The organism is Actinomyces oris (assembly GCF_001929375.1).
GTDB classification, from domain to species: Bacteria; Actinomycetota; Actinomycetes; order Actinomycetales; family Actinomycetaceae; genus Actinomyces; species Actinomyces oris_B.
Window position 1 is genome coordinate 1 of record NZ_MSGO01000040.1, and the last position, 20,328, is coordinate 20,328.

The 20,328-nt window shown below is 71.3% G+C and carries 16 protein-coding genes and 1 pseudogene; 7 read left to right on the forward strand and 10 right to left on the reverse strand.

What is annotated here, in order from left to right; translation table 11 throughout:
* On the reverse strand, window positions 1-1,972 hold a 1,972-nt coding region (locus BKH32_RS09840), incomplete at its 3' end, for a helicase-related protein (protein ID WP_143222788.1).
* A gap of 288 nt (window positions 1,973-2,260) precedes the next feature.
* On the opposite strand from BKH32_RS09840, the gene BKH32_RS09845 reads away from it, so the two are divergent.
* Entirely contained in the window at window positions 2,261-3,637 is a 1,377-nt protein-coding gene (locus BKH32_RS09845; RefSeq protein WP_256691571.1) for a hypothetical protein, read from the forward strand.
* Window positions 3,638-3,710: 73 nt separating this feature from the next.
* On the opposite strand, the gene BKH32_RS09850 is transcribed toward BKH32_RS09845, so the two are convergent.
* The 3 genes from BKH32_RS09850 to BKH32_RS09860 form a co-directional block, all read right to left on the reverse strand.
* Window positions 3,711-4,532 carry an alpha/beta hydrolase family protein gene (locus tag BKH32_RS09850; protein WP_075249870.1) on the reverse strand — a complete coding sequence of 274 codons (822 nt, stop codon included), beginning with the start codon at window positions 4,530-4,532 and terminating at the stop codon, window positions 3,711-3,713.
* A gap of 276 nt (window positions 4,533-4,808) precedes the next feature.
* A complete protein-coding gene (locus BKH32_RS09855; protein WP_178384611.1) occupies window positions 4,809-5,720 on the reverse strand; it encodes a copper homeostasis protein CutC in 912 nt (303 codons plus the stop codon).
* A 66-nt stretch (window positions 5,721-5,786) separates the two neighbouring features.
* Window positions 5,787-6,701: a cation diffusion facilitator family transporter gene (locus BKH32_RS09860; RefSeq protein WP_075249871.1), complete on the reverse strand. Its 915-nt coding sequence runs from the start codon at window positions 6,699-6,701 to the stop codon at window positions 5,787-5,789.
* A 227-nt stretch (window positions 6,702-6,928) separates the two neighbouring features.
* On the opposite strand from BKH32_RS09860, the gene BKH32_RS09865 reads away from it, so the two are divergent.
* On the forward strand, window positions 6,929-7,708 hold the full coding sequence (locus BKH32_RS09865; RefSeq protein ID WP_075249904.1) for a trimeric intracellular cation channel family protein: 780 nt from the start codon (window positions 6,929-6,931) through the stop codon (window positions 7,706-7,708).
* A gap of 33 nt (window positions 7,709-7,741) precedes the next feature.
* Here BKH32_RS09865 and BKH32_RS09870 read toward each other — a convergent pair whose 3' ends face one another.
* The 6 genes and pseudogenes from BKH32_RS09870 to BKH32_RS09895 all read right to left on the reverse strand — a co-directional run bounded on the left by BKH32_RS09870 (window position 7,742) and on the right by BKH32_RS09895 (window position 14,248).
* Window positions 7,742-8,059, reverse strand: coding sequence for a protoporphyrinogen oxidase (locus BKH32_RS09870; RefSeq protein ID WP_075249872.1), 318 nt, complete (start codon window positions 8,057-8,059; stop codon window positions 7,742-7,744).
* A gap of 159 nt (window positions 8,060-8,218) precedes the next feature.
* A complete protein-coding gene (locus BKH32_RS09875) occupies window positions 8,219-8,530 on the reverse strand; it encodes a hypothetical protein (RefSeq protein WP_075249873.1) in 312 nt (103 codons plus the stop codon).
* Window positions 8,531-8,770: 240 nt separating this feature from the next.
* A complete protein-coding gene (locus BKH32_RS09880) occupies window positions 8,771-10,033 on the reverse strand; it encodes an App1 family protein (protein WP_075249874.1) in 1,263 nt (420 codons plus the stop codon).
* A 152-nt stretch (window positions 10,034-10,185) separates the two neighbouring features.
* Window positions 10,186-11,544 (reverse strand): glycosyltransferase 87 family protein, encoded by a 1,359-nt coding sequence (locus tag BKH32_RS09885; protein WP_256691575.1) that lies wholly within the window; start codon window positions 11,542-11,544, stop codon window positions 10,186-10,188.
* Between the two features lie 60 nt (window positions 11,545-11,604).
* Window positions 11,605-12,859, reverse strand: a pseudogene (locus BKH32_RS09890) (MFS transporter).
* 93 nt (window positions 12,860-12,952) lie between these two features.
* Window positions 12,953-14,248 carry a hypothetical protein gene (locus BKH32_RS09895; protein ID WP_075249875.1) on the reverse strand — a complete coding sequence of 432 codons (1,296 nt, stop codon included), beginning with the start codon at window positions 14,246-14,248 and terminating at the stop codon, window positions 12,953-12,955.
* Window positions 14,249-14,659: 411 nt separating this feature from the next.
* Here BKH32_RS09895 and BKH32_RS09900 point away from each other — a divergent pair, with 411 nt between their 5' ends.
* From BKH32_RS09900 to BKH32_RS09920, 5 genes are all read left to right on the forward strand, one after another.
* Window positions 14,660-15,526, forward strand: a complete 867-nt coding sequence (locus BKH32_RS09900) for a PP2C family protein-serine/threonine phosphatase (RefSeq protein WP_075249876.1) — start codon at window positions 14,660-14,662, stop codon at window positions 15,524-15,526.
* Window positions 15,523-16,860: a hypothetical protein gene (locus tag BKH32_RS09905; RefSeq protein ID WP_075249877.1), complete on the forward strand. Its 1,338-nt coding sequence runs from the start codon at window positions 15,523-15,525 to the stop codon at window positions 16,858-16,860. The genes BKH32_RS09900 and BKH32_RS09905 overlap by 4 nt, the downstream gene beginning before the upstream one ends.
* A 102-nt stretch (window positions 16,861-16,962) precedes the next feature.
* Window positions 16,963-17,796 carry a hypothetical protein gene (locus BKH32_RS09910; protein WP_075249878.1) on the forward strand — a complete coding sequence of 278 codons (834 nt, stop codon included), beginning with the start codon at window positions 16,963-16,965 and terminating at the stop codon, window positions 17,794-17,796.
* 1 nt (window position 17,797) lies between these two features.
* A complete protein-coding gene (locus tag BKH32_RS09915) occupies window positions 17,798-18,748 on the forward strand; it encodes an LmeA family phospholipid-binding protein (protein ID WP_256691578.1) in 951 nt (316 codons plus the stop codon).
* Between the two features lie 219 nt (window positions 18,749-18,967).
* Window positions 18,968-20,308, forward strand: a complete 1,341-nt coding sequence (locus BKH32_RS09920; RefSeq protein WP_430383799.1) for an AAA family ATPase — start codon at window positions 18,968-18,970, stop codon at window positions 20,306-20,308.
* Window positions 20,309-20,328: the final 20 nt, after the last annotated feature.

Sequence of the window (20,328 nt, forward strand, 5' to 3'; positions counted from 1 at the left end):
GGTCGATCGGCAGGCGCGCCAGGCGCCGCCCGATCTCCGTCAGGCGCGGCCCCCTGCGGCCCCGGTCGGGGGCGTCGTCGGACCGGGCCGAGGCGGCCCCGGCCGGCTCGATGGCGCCGATCTCCGTGAGCAGCTGCAGGCCGGAGCGGACCTGGCGGGAGTCCGGGGCGTCCAGGAAGGGGAAGTCCTCCACCGCCCCCAGCCCCAGGGCCGCCATCTGCAGGATGACGCTGGCCAGCGAGGTGCGCAGGATCTCCGGCTCGGTGTACTCCGGGCGCGCCTCGAAGTCGGCTTGCGAGTACAGGCGGATGGCGATGCCGTCGGCCACGCGCCCGCAGCGGCCCGCCCGCTGGTTGGCGCTGGCCCGGCTGACCGGCTCGATCGGCAGGCGCTGGACCTTGGTGCGGTTGGAGTAGCGGGAGATGCGCGCCAGCCCCGGGTCGATGACGTAACGGATCCCGGGAACGGTCAGTGAGGTCTCGGCCACGTTCGTGGCCAGAATGATGCGGCGCACCTGGTGGGCCTCGAAGACCCGGTGCTGCTCGGAGGCGCTCAGGCGCGAGTACAGGGGGACGACCTCAATGGCCCCCGGCGTGCGCGAGCGGCCGTCGGGCGTGTATCGCGCCCCCAGGTGGTCGATGAGGGCCGCCTCGGTGTCGCGGATATCGCGCTCACCGGCCAGGAAGATGAGGATGTCACCGCTGGGCTCACCCAGGAGCTCGTCGACGGCGTCGAGGATCCCGGTCACCTGGTCCTTGGGCTCCCCGGACTCGGCGGCCACGGAGGCGGCCCGGCCCCGGCCCTTGCCACGAGCCCCCTGGTTGCGGGGCGTGAGCGCGGTGGGGCCGACGCCGGAGCGGATGGCCTCGCGGCGGGCCCGGGCGGCGGCACGCACCGCCGGGTCGGGGGAGGTCAGAGCCTCCAGCTCGGCCTCGCTCAGCTCACCGGGTCCCGCCGGGCCGGGCCGAGGACCGGCGTCCGTGCCGCTGGTCGGTGAGTTGCCGGCGCCCTCGGAGGCGGGCGGGGCGTCGTCGGGAGCCAGCGGGCGGTAGCGCACCTCAACGGGGTAGGTGCGCCCGGAGACCTCGATGACCGGGGCGGGAACGGTGAAGGGCTGCCCGCGGTCGCCGACCTGCTCGCGGCCGAAGTGCTCGGCGAAGCGCTCGGAGTCGATGGTCGCCGAGGTGATGATGACCTTGAGGTCGGGGCGCTGGGGCAGCAGGCGCGCCAGGTAGCCCAGGATGAAGTCGATGTTGAGGCTGCGCTCATGGGCCTCGTCCACGATGATCGTGTCGTAGCGGCGCAGCTGAGGGTCGGACTGGATCTCCGCCAGCAGGATGCCGTCGGTCATGAGCTTGACCAGGGTGTTCTCGCCGACCTCCTCGGTGAAACGCACCTGGTAGCCGACGACGCCGCCCGGCCCGATCGAGGTGCCCAGCTCGGAGGCGATGCGCTCGGCCACGCTGCGCGCGGCAATGCGCCGCGGCTGGGTGTGGCCGATCATCCCGGTCACGCCCCGGCCCAGCTCCAGGCAGATCTTGGGCAGCTGGGTGGTCTTGCCGCTGCCGGTCTCACCGGCGACGATGACGACCTGGTGCTCGCCGATGGCGGCCGCGATCTCCTCGCGGCGGGCGGAGACCGGCAGCTCCTCGGGGTAGACGATCGCCGGGACGGCGGCGGCGCGGGCGGCGAGCTGCTCGGCGGAGTAGCCCTTCCAGACGCTGCGACGCCGCCCCCCGGACCGGCCCGGGCGCCGGCCCCGGCGCCTGCCAGCATCGCCGCGCGGGGCGCGCCTCCTCTGCTTGCCCGGTGCACCGCCCCGTGCGGGACCGGCGGCGTGCCCGGCCGGCCCGCCAGGGGACGCCTGCGCGCTCTCGGTGCTGCGCTCGCCGAGGACGCCGTCCTGCTGGCCGTGGTGCCCACCGGCGTGATCGTCGCCCTGGTTCTGCTTGAGGTGCTCGCCCTGTTCCATAGGTGGCCCATTGTCCCCTATACGCGCGCCATCGCCCGATCAGCCCGTGCACGGACCCGCCGGCGGAAAGCCGCGCCGGTGGGTGCCCTGCGTGAAATACTCGCCGATATGACGGATTCTTCCCACTGGTCAGGTCACGCTTCGGGGCCCTTCTCTCAAGGCGCTGCCGGACCTCAGCCTCCCTACGGTCCACAGGATTCTCAGGCCATGCCAGTGCCCTATGGTCCCCAGGATGCAGTGGGTTGGCAGAATCCCCCTGGGGCGGGTGGATTCCCCACTCAGCCGGTCATGCAGCAGCAACCTGCCCAGCCTCCGTACCTCCCGGCGGGGGCGCCCGTGCCCTACCAGGGCGGCCCGGTCTACCCGGCCGCCCCCGGTGCGGGGACGCCCAAGCCCGGACGGCGCACCGCCGTCATCGTGGCGGTCGTGGTCGTGCTGGTCCTCGCTGTTGCCGGAGGGGGCGCGGCCTACTGGTGGCTGCGTGGCCGAGGCGGGGCTCCGGCTGACCTGACGAAGCCGACATCGGGCTGGACCAAGGCCTGGGCCAACGGCTACAAGGAGGTCTGGGCCCTCGACGCCCCCAAGAATGAGCCCGGCCCCAAGGGACGTATCTCGATCAAGCACATCGGCGACTATTTCATCCGGGCGGTCTCCGACGACAGCCAGGCGCATGTCGAGGTGTTCTCTCTGACGAGCAAGACCCCCAAGCTCCTGTGGGAGGAGGACTTCGACTTCAAGACCGAGTACTACTTCATCGATGTGTGGCAGGGCAAGCTCATTGAGGACGGCGAGCTCGTCGACCTCGGCTCCCAGAAGCACGAGGACGCTCCCTGGGAGGCGGGGGCCACGATCTCCGTCAACGGAGACAAGGCGATCTCCTGCGAAGGCGCGACGTGCACCATGTGGTCCTCCTCGAAGCAGCGCGTGTGGCAGAAGAAGCTCCCCTTCGACGATCCCGGCTCCGAGGACGCCACCATCTCGCCCGGCTTCGGCCATGACGCGATCGCTAGCATCTTTCATAGGAGTAGGAGGGAGACGCAGTACCTGCATATCGACCTCAACACCGGTCAGACGTCCCCGATTGAAGGCGCCTCAATGGACGCCTCACCCACTGCCTTGCAGGACGGCTGGATGCTCTTCGACTCTCAGCCCTCATCCTCGGGCCGGCCCGATACCGTGACCCTCATCAACCCCGATGGCTCGGTCAAGGAGACCTTCGAGGTAGGCGTTCCCGACGACTTCACCGACTACCCGTGGTCGCCCCAGGACTTCACCCTCGACCAGGCGCGCGCCTGGCTCAAGAACGGTGACACCTCCTGGGCGCCGTCGACATACTCGGTCAACAAGGATGACGAGGAGTGCCGGTCCATCACGGTCGCAGGCCAGAGAATCGAGCTCGGCGAGAACAACTCGCTGTCCTTGAAGCTTCCGAGTGGATGTTTCGGTGTGCCCATCCAGGGCGTCTACCACGCCGGAGACGGGGACATCGGCGTCTTCTCTGAGCGCAAGGGCGACGATGAGACGGTTCTGCACCTCGTCGACATGTCCACCGGGAAGAGCCCCGAACCGATCTCCCTGGGGAACTGGGGCGGCTACAGCCCCGAGGGCGACTTCCTCATCACCTACGAGGACAACGGCGCCGTCAAGGCCTACCGCCCGTCCTGATCCGCCCCGGCCCACCTTCACGGGCGCCGACGGCGGTGCCGTCGCCAACCGGCGCAAGGGGCCGGGTGGCCGCTCAGCGCAGGCGGCGCTGCGCCCACTCCAGGCTCAGGCGGGCGACCTCCTCCTGCGCCTGCTCCAGGGTCTCGGCGTGGACATGGACCATCTGACTGGAGTCGGGCAGCAGCGGGAAGCCCTCGGCGGTGGCCTCGGCGGTGTCGGGCAGCTCGTTGGACAGCACCCCGTGCACCATGAGCACCGGCCAGGGCAGGTCCGCCAGGGTGCGCTGCGGATCCTGCATGGAGAAGTCGGCCAGCGTCTCCTTGGACAGCACGTTCCACTCACGCGAGTTGGGGTTGTCGTCCACCAGGCGCGTCAGCCCGTGCTGGGCGAGCTCATCGAGCTGCTCGGGGGAGAAGATCTCCTCCCACAGGATCGACTGCGGCCCCACGATGGCGCCCACGAGCACCGCCGTGCGCACCTGCTCGGGCCGGGCCAGGAGCGCCGCCGTCGCCCCGAAACCGTTGGCGTGGATCATCTGCCGGGTGAAGCCCAGGCCGGCCAGCCAGCTGGAGGCCGCCCGCAGGTCCTCGGCCTCACCCGCCAGCGTGATGACGTCGTCGTCGGACTCACCCAGACCGGAGAAGTCCAGGTTGAGCGTGGCCAGGCCCGCCTCGCGGTAGCGGGCGCCGATCCAGTCCAGGCGCCCGCCCTGACCGTGACGGTCGGTGAGGAAGTCGTGCGCCAGCAGGACCACGCCCTCAGGCCGCGTCTGCGGGCGCGTGGCCTCCTCCGACGTCGTAGAAACCTCCAGATCGATGGGGGCGGAACCGGCGGGCAGCCGGAGGGTACCGGCCAGGGTGATCCCGCGTGGGGTATCGATGCGGACGTCGTTCATGGGGTCAACCTAAGGCAGAAAATAGGGATGGGCATGGGGGATGCATCGGTAGTTCTCCCAATTGCGCTTCCAGCGTGACGGGGGCGTCGAAACCGCTGGTGGCCGCCAGTACTGTGGATAACAACGAACCGTGAGGATCCTCCGGCAACGGTGGAACCCGGACCGGGGACCAAGGACCGAGGAGGATGCGAGGCCGGGCGGGCACCCCGAGTCGCACGGGGCACCCACCCGGCCTCAGTCGCCGTCGGGCGGGTAGGGACTGGCGGCGCTGTCGAGCTACTCGGGAAGCGGCACCGCACGGACCGTCTCGACGGCGCGGCGCACCAGGGCCTCATCGGTGCGCTGAGGCTCGTCGGGGGCCAGCCCCTCGCGGGGGCAGCGCATGTGGACCTCGCGCACGCCGGTGGACTCCACCAGGTCGACCAGGCCGTCGGGGCGCACGGCCCCGGCCGCGACCACGGTCGGCCCGCCACTGGCCACCAGCCCGGCGATCACCGAGGCGCCGTCGGCCGCGGTCTGGGCCGCCCCGCTGGTCAGGACGTAGCGCACGCCGAGTCCCTCCAGGTCCCCGTAGGCCTCGACGGTGTCGCGGCACTGGTCGAAGGCCCGGTGGAAGGTGAGCGGGGCGCCGTTGGCCATGTCGACCAGCAGGCGCACGAGGCCGCGGTCAATGGTGCCGTCCTCGGTCAGGGCGCCGACGACGAAGCCCAGGTCCACGGCCGGCGGCAGCGTGGTGCGCCCCCCGCCCGTGGCCTGGGGGCGGGTGAACTCGGCCATCTCCAGGGCCAGGGTGGCGATGCGCCGCACGTCGGCGATCATGGCCCGGCCCTCATCGGCGTCGTAGACGAAGGACCCGCCCCGGGGACGGATGAGGATCCGCAGGCCGAAGGGGGCGGCGGCCTCGGGCTTGTCCGCCCAGTGGGCGCCGGCCTGGGCGCGGCGCTGCTCGACCTGCTCGGCGGCGGCGAAGACGGCCGCCTCAATGGTGCCGATCGAGGGGGTGGTGCCGGCGGCGGTGAGGTTCGCGCCCAGCTCTGCCCGGTCGGCCCCGGCCCGTGCCGAGATCCTCACGCCCTCGACGTCCTCGACGCAGGTCTCCAGGACGACGTGGGAGGGGTGGCGCCAGGCGGGGACGGGAGCGGTGATCGTGTGCTGGCGCAGCGACGGTGCTGAGCCGGTGAGCCTCATTGCATTCATGGGGCTGAGTCTGACATGTCATCACGTTGATGAAAACCGAGTTGACGTCAGATGTCCTCAGATGTCCTCCAGGTCCTCATAGGACTTGGGGTCCTCGATGGGCTCCAGGTGCGCCGAGATGCGCAGGCTGGTGTCGGCCGCGATGAGCTCGTCGATGAGCTGCTCGGTGAAGTCGTGCCCCTTCTTGACGCTCCAGGCCGCCGGAACCAGCACGTGCAGCTCCATGAAGCGCCGGTTGCCGGCCTCGCGCACCCGCACCGCGTGGAAGTCGATCATGCCCGCCTGGCGGTGGCGCGCCAGAACCTCCTCCACGCCCTGGAGCACCTCGGTGGACGGGGCGATGTCCATGAGGCCGCCCACCGAGTCGCGGATGAGCGTGAAGCCGGCCCACATGATGTTGAGCCCGGCTCCCAGGGCGACGACGGCGTCGAGCACGGCCGAGCCGAAGACGGCCACCAGCGCCACCCCGACCAGGACCGCGGCGGAGGTGACGACGTCGGTGGCCAGGTGCTTGGCATCGGCCACCAGGGTCATGGAGCGCTCGCGGCGCCCGGCCCGGTAGAGCGCCCACGCCACTGCGCCGTTGAGGAGGGAGGCGATGACCGAGACCACCAGGCCCACCCCCAGCTGCTCGGGCATCTGGGGGGTGATGAGGCGCTCGATGGCGGAGATGATGATGAAGGCGGCGGCCACGAAGATCATGACGCCCTCGACGACGGCCGAGAAGTACTCGGCCTTGGAGTGCCCGAACTGGTGGTCGGCGTCGGCGGGCTTGGCCGCGATCTTCAGCACGATGAGGGCGACGACGGCGGCGACGAGGTTGACCACGGACTCGGCGGCGTCGGAGAGCAGACCCACTGAGCCGGTCATCCAGGCCGCGGTCCCCTTGAGCGCGATCGTGGCCAGTGCGGCACCGATGGACAGCCAGGCGTAGCGGCTCAGGTCCTTGGGGGGCGAGTAGCGGGAGGACACGCCCCGATCATGGCGTGGGCCGGCATGCCCTGACCACCTGAGGTTTCGTATCGCCGCAACGCGCGATCCGCGACGGCCGGGTGCCCGCCCCGCGCTGCGTCGTGGGTTAAGGTGCCGGGTAGCGGCGGGCTGCCGGGCCGGCACCGGGGTCGACGGCGGGACGCCACCATGACAGGAGCGAAAGGCGGGCAACCGGGGTGCTGGACGTCTCTTCCCTCACGCTTCACATGCCGGCCTCCCTCACCGACACCTTCCGGCTGCTGGACCTGTGCGGGGTCCTGCTCAACGGGATCCTGGGCGGGCTCATCGCCCGGCGCAAGAACTTCGACCTGGTGGGCTTCGTCGTCCTGGCCATGCTCACGGCCACCGCCGGCGGCATCCTGCGCGACGTCATGATCCAGGCCGGCCCGCCCTTCGCCCTGACCGACCCCTACTACCTCTACACGGCCTGCCTGGGGGCGACGGTGGCCTGGTTCGTGCCGCTGACCTCGCGGCCCACCCGGCGCCTGCTCGTGGTGGCCGACGCCGTCATCCTAGGCTGCTGGGCCGCCACCGGGGCCTCGAAGGCCCTCACCCACGGGCTCGGAGTCATGCCGGCGCTGCTGCTGGGCTGCCTCACGGCGATCGGCGGCTCCATGATCCGCGACGTCGCGGTGGGGGAGACCCCGGCCGTCTTCGGCGGCAACAAGCTCTACGCGATCCCGGCGCTCATCGCCGCCGGCACCCAGGTCGTGGCCGTCAAGGCGGGGGTGGCTGACGCGCACGCCATGCTCGTGTCCACCGTGGTCGGTTCGGGCCTGTGCGTGCTCGCCTACTGGCGCTCCTGGCAGCTGCCGGTCATCTCCGACAGGGAGCGGCGCCGGGCCGGGCGGCGCGAGGCGAGCGGCGCGCTGGTGGGCTGGCGCCGCTCGCTCATGATGGGGCCGCTCAAGGCCCCCTCCTGGCGCGGCCGCGGCGGGCGGACCACGCAGGAGGGCGCACCCTCCCAGCAGCCCGAGCAGGGCTAGGAGCTGCCGGGCTCAGCCGGCCTCAAGCCGACTTCAGGAACTCTCGCCGACCGGGCGCACACTGGCCTGCCCGGCGTCGACGGGCTGGGACTGGGTGCCGCCCTTGTTCGAGGGCGCCCCGAAGAGCCGCTCCTTGACGGCGTCGGCGACCTTCTCGGTGACGGCCTCGCCCTGGGCGCGCACGGCCTGCTTGACGTGGCTGGAGGCGGCGTCGACCCGGGTGCGCACGAAGGGCTGCTCGGCGACCTTGGAGGCCGCGGTCTTGATGCGCTCGTACTGGGCGCGCCCCGCGCGGGTCCCGAGCACGTATCCCGCGCCGAGTCCGAGGATGAAGGGGATCTTGCCGGCCATATCGTCTCCTGAGCTTGACGGAAGCACTGCTTGGTGCGCCATCACCATACCGGCCGTGGGCCGGGGCGACTGACGTGAAGGGGGCTCGGGGGCCGCGTGATCGCCCTCAGCGTCACGCGCGGGGCCACTGCGGGTCTACGACGGTCCTCACCCCCGGAATCACACGGTTTTCTCCGAGGAGTCGCCGGTGGAGGGAGCCGAGCCCGCCGCAGGGTCCTGGGCGCTGGTGCCGTGGGTGCTCGGCTGGGAGACGATCAGGCCGTCCGGCGTGACGGTGGTGATGTAGGAGCGTCCGCCCAGGATGACGCCGAGCGTCACCAGCAGCCCGGTGCCCAGGAGGGTGGCCACCTGCAGCACGTTGAGGTCGGCCAGGATCGCGTGGCGGCGCAGCGACGCCGCCGTCGACGCGGTGGAGCCGGTCCGGCCGGTCGGCTCTGTCGGGCAGGCGGAGTCTGTGGAGAAGGGGGACATGTGCTACCTCCTGTTCGATGGGGATGGGAACGGGGGCGTTCGCCCCGGTGAACCCAGGTAACTGCTGGGGACTGTTGGCCTGGTAAGGCGGGCCTGTGCTGTCCCTGTGAACCGGGTGGGCCATGGGCCGATCCGCATGCTGGCGGGGATCGACGCCGGTGGAGGGGCCTGCGTGAGACATGCCGCATGGAGGGGCGGCTGAGAATCGCCCCGCCCTCGGCGGTGGTCGCCGTGAGGCCGTCAGCGGCGCGGCGCGGCCTCCAGCAGCTCGCGGGGCAGGAGCCGGGCCAGCTCGTAGCCGTCGGCGCCCACGACGACGGGCACGTCGGCCTCGGCCAGGGTCCGGGCCTCGGGCCCGATGCCCATGGGGTGGGCGGTCAGACCTCCGGCGAGCACCTGCTGGGTGGGAGTCAGGCGGCGGATGGCGACGGCGGCGATCCGGTCAGCGTGGTGGCGGGCGGCCTCGCCGTAGATGTACGGGTCGTGCTGGCCGTCGTCGCCGAAGAGGAGCCAGGTGATCTGGGGCAGGTCGATCATGAGCCGGCGCAGCTCGGTGCGCTTGTGCTCGATGCCCGAGCGGAACCAGCCGGTGTTGGTCGGCCCCCAGTCGGTCATGAGCGCGGGCCCCGAGGGGAATCCGTGGCGGGAGAAGAAGGAGCGCAGGGTGGGGACCACGTTCCAGGCGCCGGTGGACAGGTACATCATCGGGGTGCCGGGGTGGGCGGCCTGGATGCGCGAGTAGAGCTCGGCCATCCCGGGGACGGGCTCGCGCGCCGAGGAGTACTTGACGAGCTGGTTCCAGGCGGCCACGAGCACGCGGGGGACGTGCGTGACCATGGCGGTGTCGTCGATGTCGGAGATGATGCCCAGGCGCGGCCCCTCGGGGATGATGAGGACCTTGGCGGCCACCGCGTGCGCCCCCATCGCCTCGATCCGGGCCTCGTGCCAGCCCGGCTCCAGGCCGTGATCGCGCACGACGACGTCGATGTAGCCGCTGCGGTCGGCCCGGGTGCGCACACTGGCGCGGCCCACGCGGACCGTCACGGGCAGGAAGGCCACCGGCACCTCAATGAACAGGCGCCAGCCGCGCTGGGCATCGCTCAGCCCGGTCATGGCGAAGCTGCGGGCCTGGGCGGCGCTGACGGGAAGAGCAGCGGGCAGGGAACGGAACAGCGGCCCCTCGGCGGGGGCGTCCTGGGGGCGCATCACCATGCGGGCCAGGACCCGGGCCATGGGGGCGGACCGGGTGGGCTGGGAGGAGCCGGAGGAGGCGCCGCGTGACGCTGAGGCGGAGGGCCGGTGGGCTCCGGCCCCGCTGCGCTGGGCCGCCGTGTCCTGGTACTGCTCCTGGTGCTGCGCCGTCGGGCGCGGCTGAGCCGGGGAGCTGGTGCCGTAGCCGTCGTAGGGAATGACGCGGGGGCGCCAGCCCTGGCGCTTGAGGACGGGGACGGTGTCGCGATGGAACTGGTCCTCGACGGCGCGGGCGATGTCGGAGAGGGGCACCCCTGGATCCTAGACGACTCAGTGGTTCCGATCTTGTGCGGTCGTAGGGTAGGTCGCGCGTTCGTAGGGTAGGTCGCGCGGTCGTACCCTTAACCCTCGACCGCGCGCCATAAGGTACGAACGCGAGCGCCTCTCGCGCCTCTCAGCGCCCCTCAGCGGCGCAGGGCCCTCAGGCGCCGGCCGCTCGCCCACCACAGGACGGCTCCGCAGGCCAGCGCCCACCAGGTGTAGCTCGAGCCGACGGCCTTGGCCCAGGTGGGCCAGTTCTGCTCCACATGGTTCTGCTCGGGGAACCACCACTGCATCGCCAGGACGAAGACGAGGAACCCGGCGGCGCCGGCCACGCCGAGCGCGGTTGAGCGCCAGCGCCAGGTCGCCGCCGCCACCGACATGAGCGCGGGCAGGCACCACACCCAGTGGTGCGACCAGGAGATGGGGGAGATGAGCAGGCCGAGCACCATGACCACGCTGATCTGAAGGGACAGGACCAGGCCGTCGTCCTGCCCGGGACCTCCGGCCTCGCCGCCGGCACCCCGCAGTCGATCCAGCCTGCGGCACAGGGACCAGACCGCCACCACGGCGAGCAGGGAGCAGAGCGCCCAGGTGAGGTTCCAGGCTGACTCCGGCAGGCCCCGGGCGATCGCCCCCTTGAGGTTCTGGTTGCCCGAGTAGTCGGCGAAACCGGCGCGTCCCGGATCCCACATGGCCGAGGTGAAGAACTCCCAGGACTCGGCGGGGGCCGCCAGGGCGGCCAGGAGCGTCAGCCCGACGGCGCTGCCCGCCATGGTGGCCGCCGCCCGCCACTCCCGGCGCGCCAGGAGCACCAGGATCGCGACCGCCGGCGTCAGCTTGATCGCCGCGGCCAGACCGCTGAGGACCCCGCGCCAGCGCGAGCGCTCGGGAACCAGGAACAGGTCAACGGCCACCAGCGCCATGAGAATGGCGTTGACCTGCGCGTACTCCATGGTCTTGGGGAAGGGCTCCAGGGCGATGACCCCGATGAGCGCCAGCCACGGCGCTACGGTGTGCGCCATCCGGGGCGCGAGAGCCAGCCGTCTGAGAACCGCGTAGGTGGTCACGGCGGCGCACAGCGGCGTGGCCACGATCAGCAGCACAGTGGCCGACTGGTACGACATCCAAGTCAGTGGTGCGATCACCCAGGCCGCCAGAGGCGTGTAGGTGAAGGGCCACAGGTGCTGGGCCGGGTTGGCGTACCAGCTGTAGAGGTCCCCGCCGTCGAGCCACTGGTGGACGGCCTCGTAGTAGACGAAGGAGTCCAGCTTGAACAGCCACTGGCCGGTGTCATCCACCAGGGACCAGTAGGCGGGCACCAGCAGAGCCAGCCATCCCAGAACGGCGACGACGGGCGCTGAGGCGACGGCGCGCGCGGCCGTGACCAGCCGCGGGGGCCGGGCGGCAGGCGTCCCGCTCCCGGGGGCCGGGCGGTCCGTGGGGCCGGTGCCCGACTGGGAGGGACGGGAGGCGTGTTGTGGATTTCCTGCGATCGGCATCGTGCTGAGTGTAGAAGAGGCACCAAGAACGCTGGGAATCGAGCCTCCCGCCGACGTCGCTCAGTGACCGCCCAGAGAACGGGTGGTTCGTGCTCGCCTGAGCGCGCGCAGCCCCAGAACGCCAACCACGACGGCGCCCCAGCCGAAGGCCGCCACCGCCAGGTACCCGGCACGCGAGCCGCCGGCGTCCGTGGCCTGCCCCGCCAGCAGAGAACCGATCGAGACCCCGATGTTGAGCGCCGTGCTCACCCAAGCCAGGCCCTCGGTCAGCTGGGAGGGGGCCACCGTCACCTGCACGATGTTGTTACCGCTGGTCAGGGTGGGGGCGATGGCGAGCCCCGTCAGGAGCGCCAGGACGGACAGCACCACCAGGCTCGGCGCGAAACCGAAGGTCGAGGCCCCCACCGCGAGCCCCACCAGCCCGGCCATGAGCTGCTTCCACAACGGCCACCCCCACGTGCGCGAGCCGTAGAGGAGGGCCGCGACGAAGGAGCCCACGCCCCAGACCGCCAGGACGAGCCCCGAGGCGGACTTGTGCCCGGCCTCGGTGGCGAAGGCCACCGCGGCGACGTCGTTGGCCCCGAACATGGCCCCCAGGATGAGGAAGACGATGGCGATGGACACCATGGCCCCGTAGCGCATCACCGGAGGATGCGCCGTGCCCTGATCTGACTGCTCGGCGGCCTCAGCGGTGCGCCGCGGCCGAGTCGGGTGCGGCGCGGGCTCGGTGGCGCGCTGGCTGAGGAACCACAGCCCCCCGAACAGCTGCATCACCACACAGCACACCCAGCCCGAGGTCACCGGCAGGAGCGGCGTCGTGCACAGGGCCGTGGCCAGCACCGGCCCGAGAATGAAAGCCACCTCATCCAGGGCCGCCTCCAGGGAGAAGGCCGCGTGAACCTCCTCGGGGCGGGTGAGCATCGCCGTCCAGCGCGCCCGCACCAGTGAGCCCATGGAACCCGGCCAGGCCCCCGGCCAGGGCCGACATCACGGCCAGGAGCCCCAGGTGCGCGTGCATGGCGGCGGCGACGGCCAGCCCCACCAGGCTCAAGGACGACACGAGGACCGCGGGGAGCATGACCCGCGACTGGCCGTAGCGGTCGACGCAGCGGGCAAGGATCGGCGCCCCGATGGCCATGGCCACGAAGTTCGCGGCACTGACCAGGCCCGCGGCCGTGTAGGAGCCGTAGAGCTCCTCGACCGCCAGGATCGTGGAGATCCCCACCATGGACATGGGGAAACGGGCAATGAGCCCGGCACTCGTGAAGGAGCGGGCACCGGGGTGAATGAGGATCGTTCGGTAGGAGGTGGCCATGTCGGACGTCGTGCGCTGCTGGAAGGTGAGGCTGAGAGGGAGAGGACAGGTCGGAGCCCCGGCGGGCGGGGCTCCGACCTCGGGTGAGACTGATCAGTTGCCGCCGTGGGTGGTGGAGACGACCTTCTCGCGGCTGAGAGTGAAGCCCTGGCCATTGACCTGGTTCCAGCACTGCATGCCGGAGTCGGCTGACTCGCAGGCGAAAGTGGAGTTCTTGGCGGCGGAGCCGTAGCTGAGGCTGACGCCCTTGGGGGTGAAGGTCGACCCGCAGCTCTGGCTGGACTTCCCGTCAGCGCCGATCGTGACCGTCAGCGGCTTCGAGGACGGGCAGGAGGCGGTCGAGGCGTGCTCGTTGATGACGCAGGTGACGTCCTTATCGTTCAGGGTGCAGCTGATGTTGCCGCTGGGGGCGTCGAAGCCGGACAGCTCCTGAGCGTTGGGGGGCGCGGGCGCCTTGAGCGTGGGGGTCGCCGAGGCGCTCGGGGTGGCCGAGGCCTTGGGGGAGGCGGACTGGGAGGCCAGGGAGGGGCCGTCCTGAGCAGCGGCCTGGCTGGAGTCGGCCGGTGCCTCGGTGCCCGAGTCGGCGGCCGAGCCCTTGCCGCTGCCGCCGGAGAGGTACCAGGTCGCCAGGAAGGCCAGGACGGTGGCCACCAGGATCGCCAGGATGAGCAGGATGCGGTTGGAGGTCAGGAAGGAGGAGGGGGGCTGGGAGTCGTCGTCCTCGGTGCCGACGCCGAAGACGCCGTCGTCGCCGGTTACTGCCGGGGCGTGCTGCACGGGAGCGGGAATGACCGGGCTCTGCGCCTGGGAGACGTTCGCGGACTGCTGGAAGGTCTGCTGCAGGGCGGGCTGAACCGGCCGGGCCGGCGACTGGGAGGCCATCGCCTGGGCGGGGTGGGGCGTGGCGACGGTCGGGTCGCCCGTGGCCTGGAATCCGTCAACCTGTGTGTTCGCGCCGGCCGCGTTGAAGGCGCTCGGTGCGCTCGCGGCGCTCCTCGAGCTGGTGGCGGAGATCGCAGAGGCACCGGAGACCGCGCTGCCGGACTGCAGCGAACGGGGCAGGGTCACCTGAGTGGGGGCCTCGGAGGACCTGGCCGACGGTGCGCTCGGCTGGGCGCCGGGGGGTGAGACCACCGCCAGCTGAGGCGATGACTGCGCCGACGGCGCCGACGGCGCTGACTGGGGCTGGCTGCCGCGTGAGGCCAGAGCTGCGTCGACCGCGGGGTCTCCCAGGGTTCCCAGCCACTCCAGGAGAGCGGGATAGGTGCGTGGGTTGGCGGCGATGTAGGGGCGCAGGCCGGGGTAGTTCTGCGCCAGCTGGTGGAGGGTCTCCAACTCCGCGTTGGGATCCTGCGCTCGCGCGACAAGCTCGTCCTTGGCCTGAGACATGCTGGGTCCTTCGAGGGTCGGGAAAACGACGTCGGTCCAGGTTGTGACCGGCACCTGGGGCCGTCGTGGGTCGGGTGTCGGGCCGCCCGCGATACCGAGTCAGGGAACGCAGTACCGGCTCGGCGGCATGCGGGTCGGTCAGCCGGCCACGTTGGAAGACTACCTGAGGACACCGCCATTTCGACTGCTTGACGGGTCACGGCCGCAGCCTGTCAGTGTCGGCCGACGCGGATCGCCGCCGATGACGGCGGTGGTGGAGGCCCGGTTGGCGGGCGGATCGGGAGCCGGCGCTGTTCGCCGTCGGCTCGGTGCGGACTCCCACATGATGGAATCGGGGCGGTGGTGCGGTGGTTCCGGACGGGGTGCTGGGGTTTACTAGGGGAGTGCAAGCGACGCAGGGAAAGGGAGCCGATGACCGAGCACGTTCGTGCTGACGCCGATGCCATCGTGATCCGCGGTGAAGACGGTGTCAGGGCCTCGGAGGTCGTTGTCGGTGCGGCCACCGACGTGGGGCGCCTGCGGACGATCAACGAGGACGGCTACCTCGCCATCGCTCCGGCCTTCGTCGTCGTCGACGGGATGGGCGGGCACGCCGCCGGCCGTATGGCCACGCAGGTGGCCCTCGATTCCCTCTACTCACTGGCCGGGGCGACCATCATCGACGTCGACACGGTGGTTCGCGCGGTGGTGGCCGCCCAGGAGGCGATCATCGCCATCCCGTCCCACGCCGCATACCTGCCCGGTGCGACGATCGCCGGCGTCATCCTGACCTGGATGGCTGACGAGCAGGGGGTGACGCGACCGACCTGGGTCATCTTCAACGTCGGAGACGCCCGGGTCTACCTGCTGCGCGACGACATGCTCTCCCAGGTCACCCGCGACCACTCCCGGGTCCAGATTCTCATCGAGACCGGTGAGCTCACCCCCGAGCAGGCGCGCCGCGACCCCCGACGCAACGTCGTCACCCGCGCGCTGGGCGGAGGCATCGCCGACTCCGGCGTCCCGGACCTCTACACCGTTCCGGTGGCCGCCGGAGACCGGTTCCTCATCTGCTCCGACGGACTCAGTGACGAGCTCGACGACGAGGCCATCGCCACCGTGCTGGCGGCCGGCTACCCGGCGCAGCGCACGGCCGAGCTCCTCGTGGCCGCCTCCTTGGAGGGCGGAGGGCACGACAACACCACCGCCGTCGTCGTCGACTCCCTCCAGATGCCGACTCCTCCGCCGGGGGCGCACACGTCCTGCCCCGGTGACGCGAGCAGTCAGGGGGCGCAGTGACGGTCTCCCCGGTTCCCTCTCTCTCCCTGCCACGTGAGCGCGTTCCGCTGCCCGAGGGGCTGACGCGCCTGTCGGGCGGCGCTCTGCGGGTCGACGGCGTTGACGGGACCGCCGTCATCAACCCGGCTGCCGGCTGCGAGCCCGGTGGCGTCTCCGTTGAGACGGGGCTGCGGGTCCTGCAGGCCCTGGGTGGCACCTACCTGCCGAGGGTGGGGCCGGCGGCCCCGGCGGCCCCGGCGACTCTGAGCGCGCCCTCCCCGCAGGTCGCCGCGGCCTCGCCGGTCGCAGCGCTCCGGCGCTCGGACCTGCGGTCCATGACGCCGGAGCCCGCCGGTATCGTCCCGGCGGAGCCCAGTGACGAGACCACGCTGCTCAAGCCGATCACCCCGGTCTCCCAGTCGCCCCAGGAGACGGCCCCGGTGCCCTGGGAGACGCCTTCTTCTGCCGTGGTCTCTTCTCCTGCCGGGGCCGACGGTCCCGCGGACTCGGCTCCCGAGCTGCTGGAGACGGGTGTCTGGGAGGACCCCGACGACTCCTACGAGCCTGCGCAGCAGCACCCGCAGACCGCTGCGGAGCCCGCTGCGCAGACCACTGCGGAGAGCCTGGACACCGGCGACGTGAGCCCGTTCCCGGACTACCCCGAGCCGGAGCCCGGGTCGGGGCGCCGGCGCCGCGGTGCCCATCGGGCCCCCACAGCGCCCTCGGCGAGCTCGGGCGGCAGCCCGACGGCCAACACCCCCACTGCGCCGGACAACTCCAAGAGCAAGCAGCCCCAGCCCGTCCGCGAGCCCCAGCCGTTGGAGGCCCTGCCCAACACGGAGGTCGTCCCCGCCTCCGAGGCGGCTCTGATCGCCGCGCCCCCCGTGCGGGCCTCGCTCTGCCCCCAGGGGCACGCCAATCCTCCCGAGCTCCGGGAGTGCCTGCTGTGCTCCCAGCCCCTGACGGGAGTGTTCTCCTACGTTCGCCGGCCGGCCCTGGCCACGCTGACCCTGTCGACCGGTGCCGCCGTCGAGGTCGCCGGCGACGTCGTCATCGGACGCGCCCCCCAGGTTCAGGCCGGGGGCGATCCGCACATCGTGGCCCTGGTCCCGGTGGCCAGCCCGCAGCACATGGTCTCGCGCTCCCACCTCATGCTCACGACCTCGGGGTGGAGCATCCTGGCCCAGGACCTCGGCTCGTCCAACGGCACGGTCCTGGCTCGCCCCGGTGCGACGCCGGTCATGCTGGGGCCGGGAATGCCGACACCGGTCTTCATGGGGGATCTCATGGATGTCGGCGACGGGGTGACGCTCCGTATCGATCCGCCGTCATGGCTGAGGTTCCGTAGTGGCTGAGGTCACTGTCCGAGTGGTAGTGCTTCGCCGGTGCGGCTCCGGGTTCTCGGCAAGACTGGACCCGGGTACCGATCATGAGCCGGGACCGTGGAAGGAGAATTCATGAGTGACCTGACGTGGACGGAGATGCCGGAGGTCAGTCCTGAGCAGCCCGACGAGCTCGTCCTGGACTTCTCCGGGGAGATCTACCGGGTCGCCCCGGGCGACACCTTCGTCATCGGCCGAGGCGGAGACCTCGACATTGACGACAACCCCTACCTCCACCGCCGCTTCCTGGTCTTCGCCCACGCCGAGAACCTCTGGTGGATCGCCAACGAGGGGTCGCGGTTGTCGGCCACCCTGACCGACGGCGAGGGCCTGGTCCAGTCCCGGCTGGCCCCGGGGGCCCGCATGCCGCTGGTCTTCCCGCGGGTCATCCTCACCTTCTCCGCAGGCCCGACCACCTACGAGATCAACCTCATCACCTCCGGGGAGGACCGTTTCTCCGGGATCGACGGCGTGCGTGAGTCCTCCGGCCAGACCACCATCGGGGTGACTCCGATGACCCGCTCCCAGCTGCTGCTCGTCCTGGCGCTGTCCGAGCCGGTGCTCAAACGGGCCGGGACCGGGGCCGCTGAGATCCCCTCCTCCGCGGCGGCCGCGGCGCGCCTGGGCTGGCCGCTGACCAAGTTCAACCGCAAGCTCGACAACGTCTGCGAGAAGCTCGACCGGGTGGGGGTGCGCGGGCTGCGCGGCGGCCGGGTGGCCGGAGCCGCCTCCAACCGGCGTACCGCACTGGTGGAGCACGCCGTGTCCACCCTCATGGTCACCGCCGAGGACCTCTACATGCTTGACGAGGAGCAGGCCGCCAACCAGGCCCCCGCCGACCAGACGGCCGAGCGCTCGGTGAGCACCGCCCCGGTGGCCCAGAGCTCGCCGTCGGCGCCGAGGCGATGACATGACACGAGAAGCGATGAGTCACCGGGGTGACGCGGACTCGCCCCAGGCGCTGGAGGGCGCCGCTGAGGAGGAGCTGCCCAACAGGGCGCTTCTCGATGAGGTCCTGGCGGACGATCCCGAGGAGCAGGACGACTTCTCGGAGGACGACTTCCCGGAGGATGAGTTCCCGGACGGTGACCGCCCCCGCACTGCCAGGCGACGTCGCGTGCGACGGTGGGTGACGGTCCTGGTGGTGCTCGTCGTCATCCTGAGCGCCGGGGCGGTCGGGGCGGAGTACCTCGTGCGCGGGCAGATCGACGCCGCCGTGCGCTCCGCCCTGCCGGGGCTGAGCCCGGACGCCCGGATCGTCACCAGGGGAATCGTTCTGAGTCAGGTCGTCGGCGGCTCGCTGGACAGCCTGAGCGTGGACTCCTCGAGCCTGACGATCACCTCCAAGGGCCAGAGCAACGCCTCGGTCACGCTCAGCGACGTCGACGTCGATCTCAGCCACATCAGCCTGCACAAGCCCTATCAGACTGACGCCGTGGCGGCGTCGGGCACCGTCAGCTGGCAGCAGGTGGCCGAGCTCGCCGCCGCATCGCACCCGAAGCTCAAGGGCGTCACCCTTCAGGCCAAGCGCACGGGGACGAGCGCCCAGGATCCGGGAGCCATCCAGGCCTCGATGTCCGTGCTCGGTCTGGGCGGTGAGGCCGAGATCGTCCCGTCACTGGGATCCGACGGCAGCCTGGTCCTGACCATCACCTCCACCCGGATGGCTGGGAAGAAGCTCGGCGTCGACGTCGACACGGGGGATGCCAGCATGCTCAGCTACGTCGGGCTGGACTCCCCGCAGATCACGATCCCCGCGTCATCCCTGCCACCGGGACTGCGCCCGACCAGCGCCGTCGTCACCAATGGCGGGCTCCGGCTGAGCCTGGCCGGGAGCCGGGTGAACCTCGGGCAGCTCTGATCCCGAGGCGACCACCCCATGACGACTCGTCTCACATTTCCTTCAAAGTGGCGCGAAATCGGTGAAAAGTTGGGGTTCGCCGGGGCTGTGGGGAGGACTTCCCCTCCGCTCGTGCCCCAGGCGGCCCCGGCTCGTATAGCCTGCCAATGCGCTGCCTATCCAGGCGCGAGCCCGTGGCGTGAGGAATCAAGCCAGAACTGAGCGAGGAGAACCATGAGCATGCAGCCCGAGCACCGTGCCCAACCCGGCAGTCAGCCGGGTGGCTGGGGCAGTGGCCAGCAGTACGGTCAGCCCAGCGGCCGGCCGGCCGGGCAGCCGGCAGCCCGACAGGCCAGTCAGCCCGCCGGCTCCTCCGCGGGTCAGGGTGCTCCGGCCTCGGCGCCGCAGCCGCCCTCGCTCCCGCCTCAGATCAACCCGCAGCCCTCTGGAGCCGGCACCGCGCCGGCTGCCTCATCCAGGATGACGGTTCCCGGCTACCCCTCCGGGCCGGCGGCGCCGGCCGAGGAGAAGGTCGACACCGGCCCCCTGCCCTCCCGTGAGACGCTGCGCCGCGAGGCCAAGGCCGCCTCCAGCCGCCGAGGCGCGGGGGACGCCGACGTGGAGCGCGCCGCTGAGCTGCTGAAGTCCGTGGCCAACATCTTCTCCCAGCGCGTCGTCGGTCAGGAGCAGCTGCGCACGGCCCTGGTGACCTCCCTCATGTCCAGCGGTCACATCCTGCTGGAGTCTGTGCCCGGCCTGGCCAAGACCACCGCCGCCCAGACACTGGCCTCGGCCGTCTCCGGCTCCTTCCGGCGCATCCAGTGCACGCCCGACCTCATGCCCAACGACATCGTGGGCACCCAGATCCTCAACTCCTCCACCGGCGAGATGACCACCCAGCTGGGGCCGGTCCACGCCAACATCGTCCTGCTCGACGAGATCAACCGCTCCAGCGCCAAGACCCAGTCGGCCATGCTCGAGGCCATGCAGGAGCGTCAGACCTCCATCGGTGGCGTCGTCTACCCGCTGCCCCACCCCTTCATGGTCCTGGCCACCCAGAACCCCATCGAGGAGGAGGGCACCTACGTCCTGCCCGAGGCGCAGATGGACCGCTTCCTCATGAAGGAGGTGCTCACCTACCCGCGGCCCTCGGAGGAGGCCGACGTCCTGGACCGCATCTCCAACGGGACCTTCGACCAGCCCGTGACCGGTCGGCCCATCTCCACCGGCGACGTCGAGTGGCTTCAGCGGGCCGCCGAGCGGGTCTACGTCGATCCCGTCATCAAGCAGTACATCGTTGCCCTCATCAACACCTCCCGCGGCGGGGGGCCGCGGCCCGTGCCCGGCCTGGACCGGCAGGTGCGCGTGGGGGCCTCCCCCCGTGGAGGCATCGCGCTGATGAAGGTGGCCCAGGCCGTCGCCCTCCAGGAGGGGCGCACCTACGTCATCCCCGACGACGTCCGCCTGCTGCGCCACGGCGTGCTGCGCCACCGGCTGGTGCTCACCTATGACGCCCTGGCCGACGGAGTCGCGCCCGAGGCGATCATTGACGCCATCTTCGCGGCCGTCCCCACGCCCTGAGCCCGGTGGGGACCAGCACA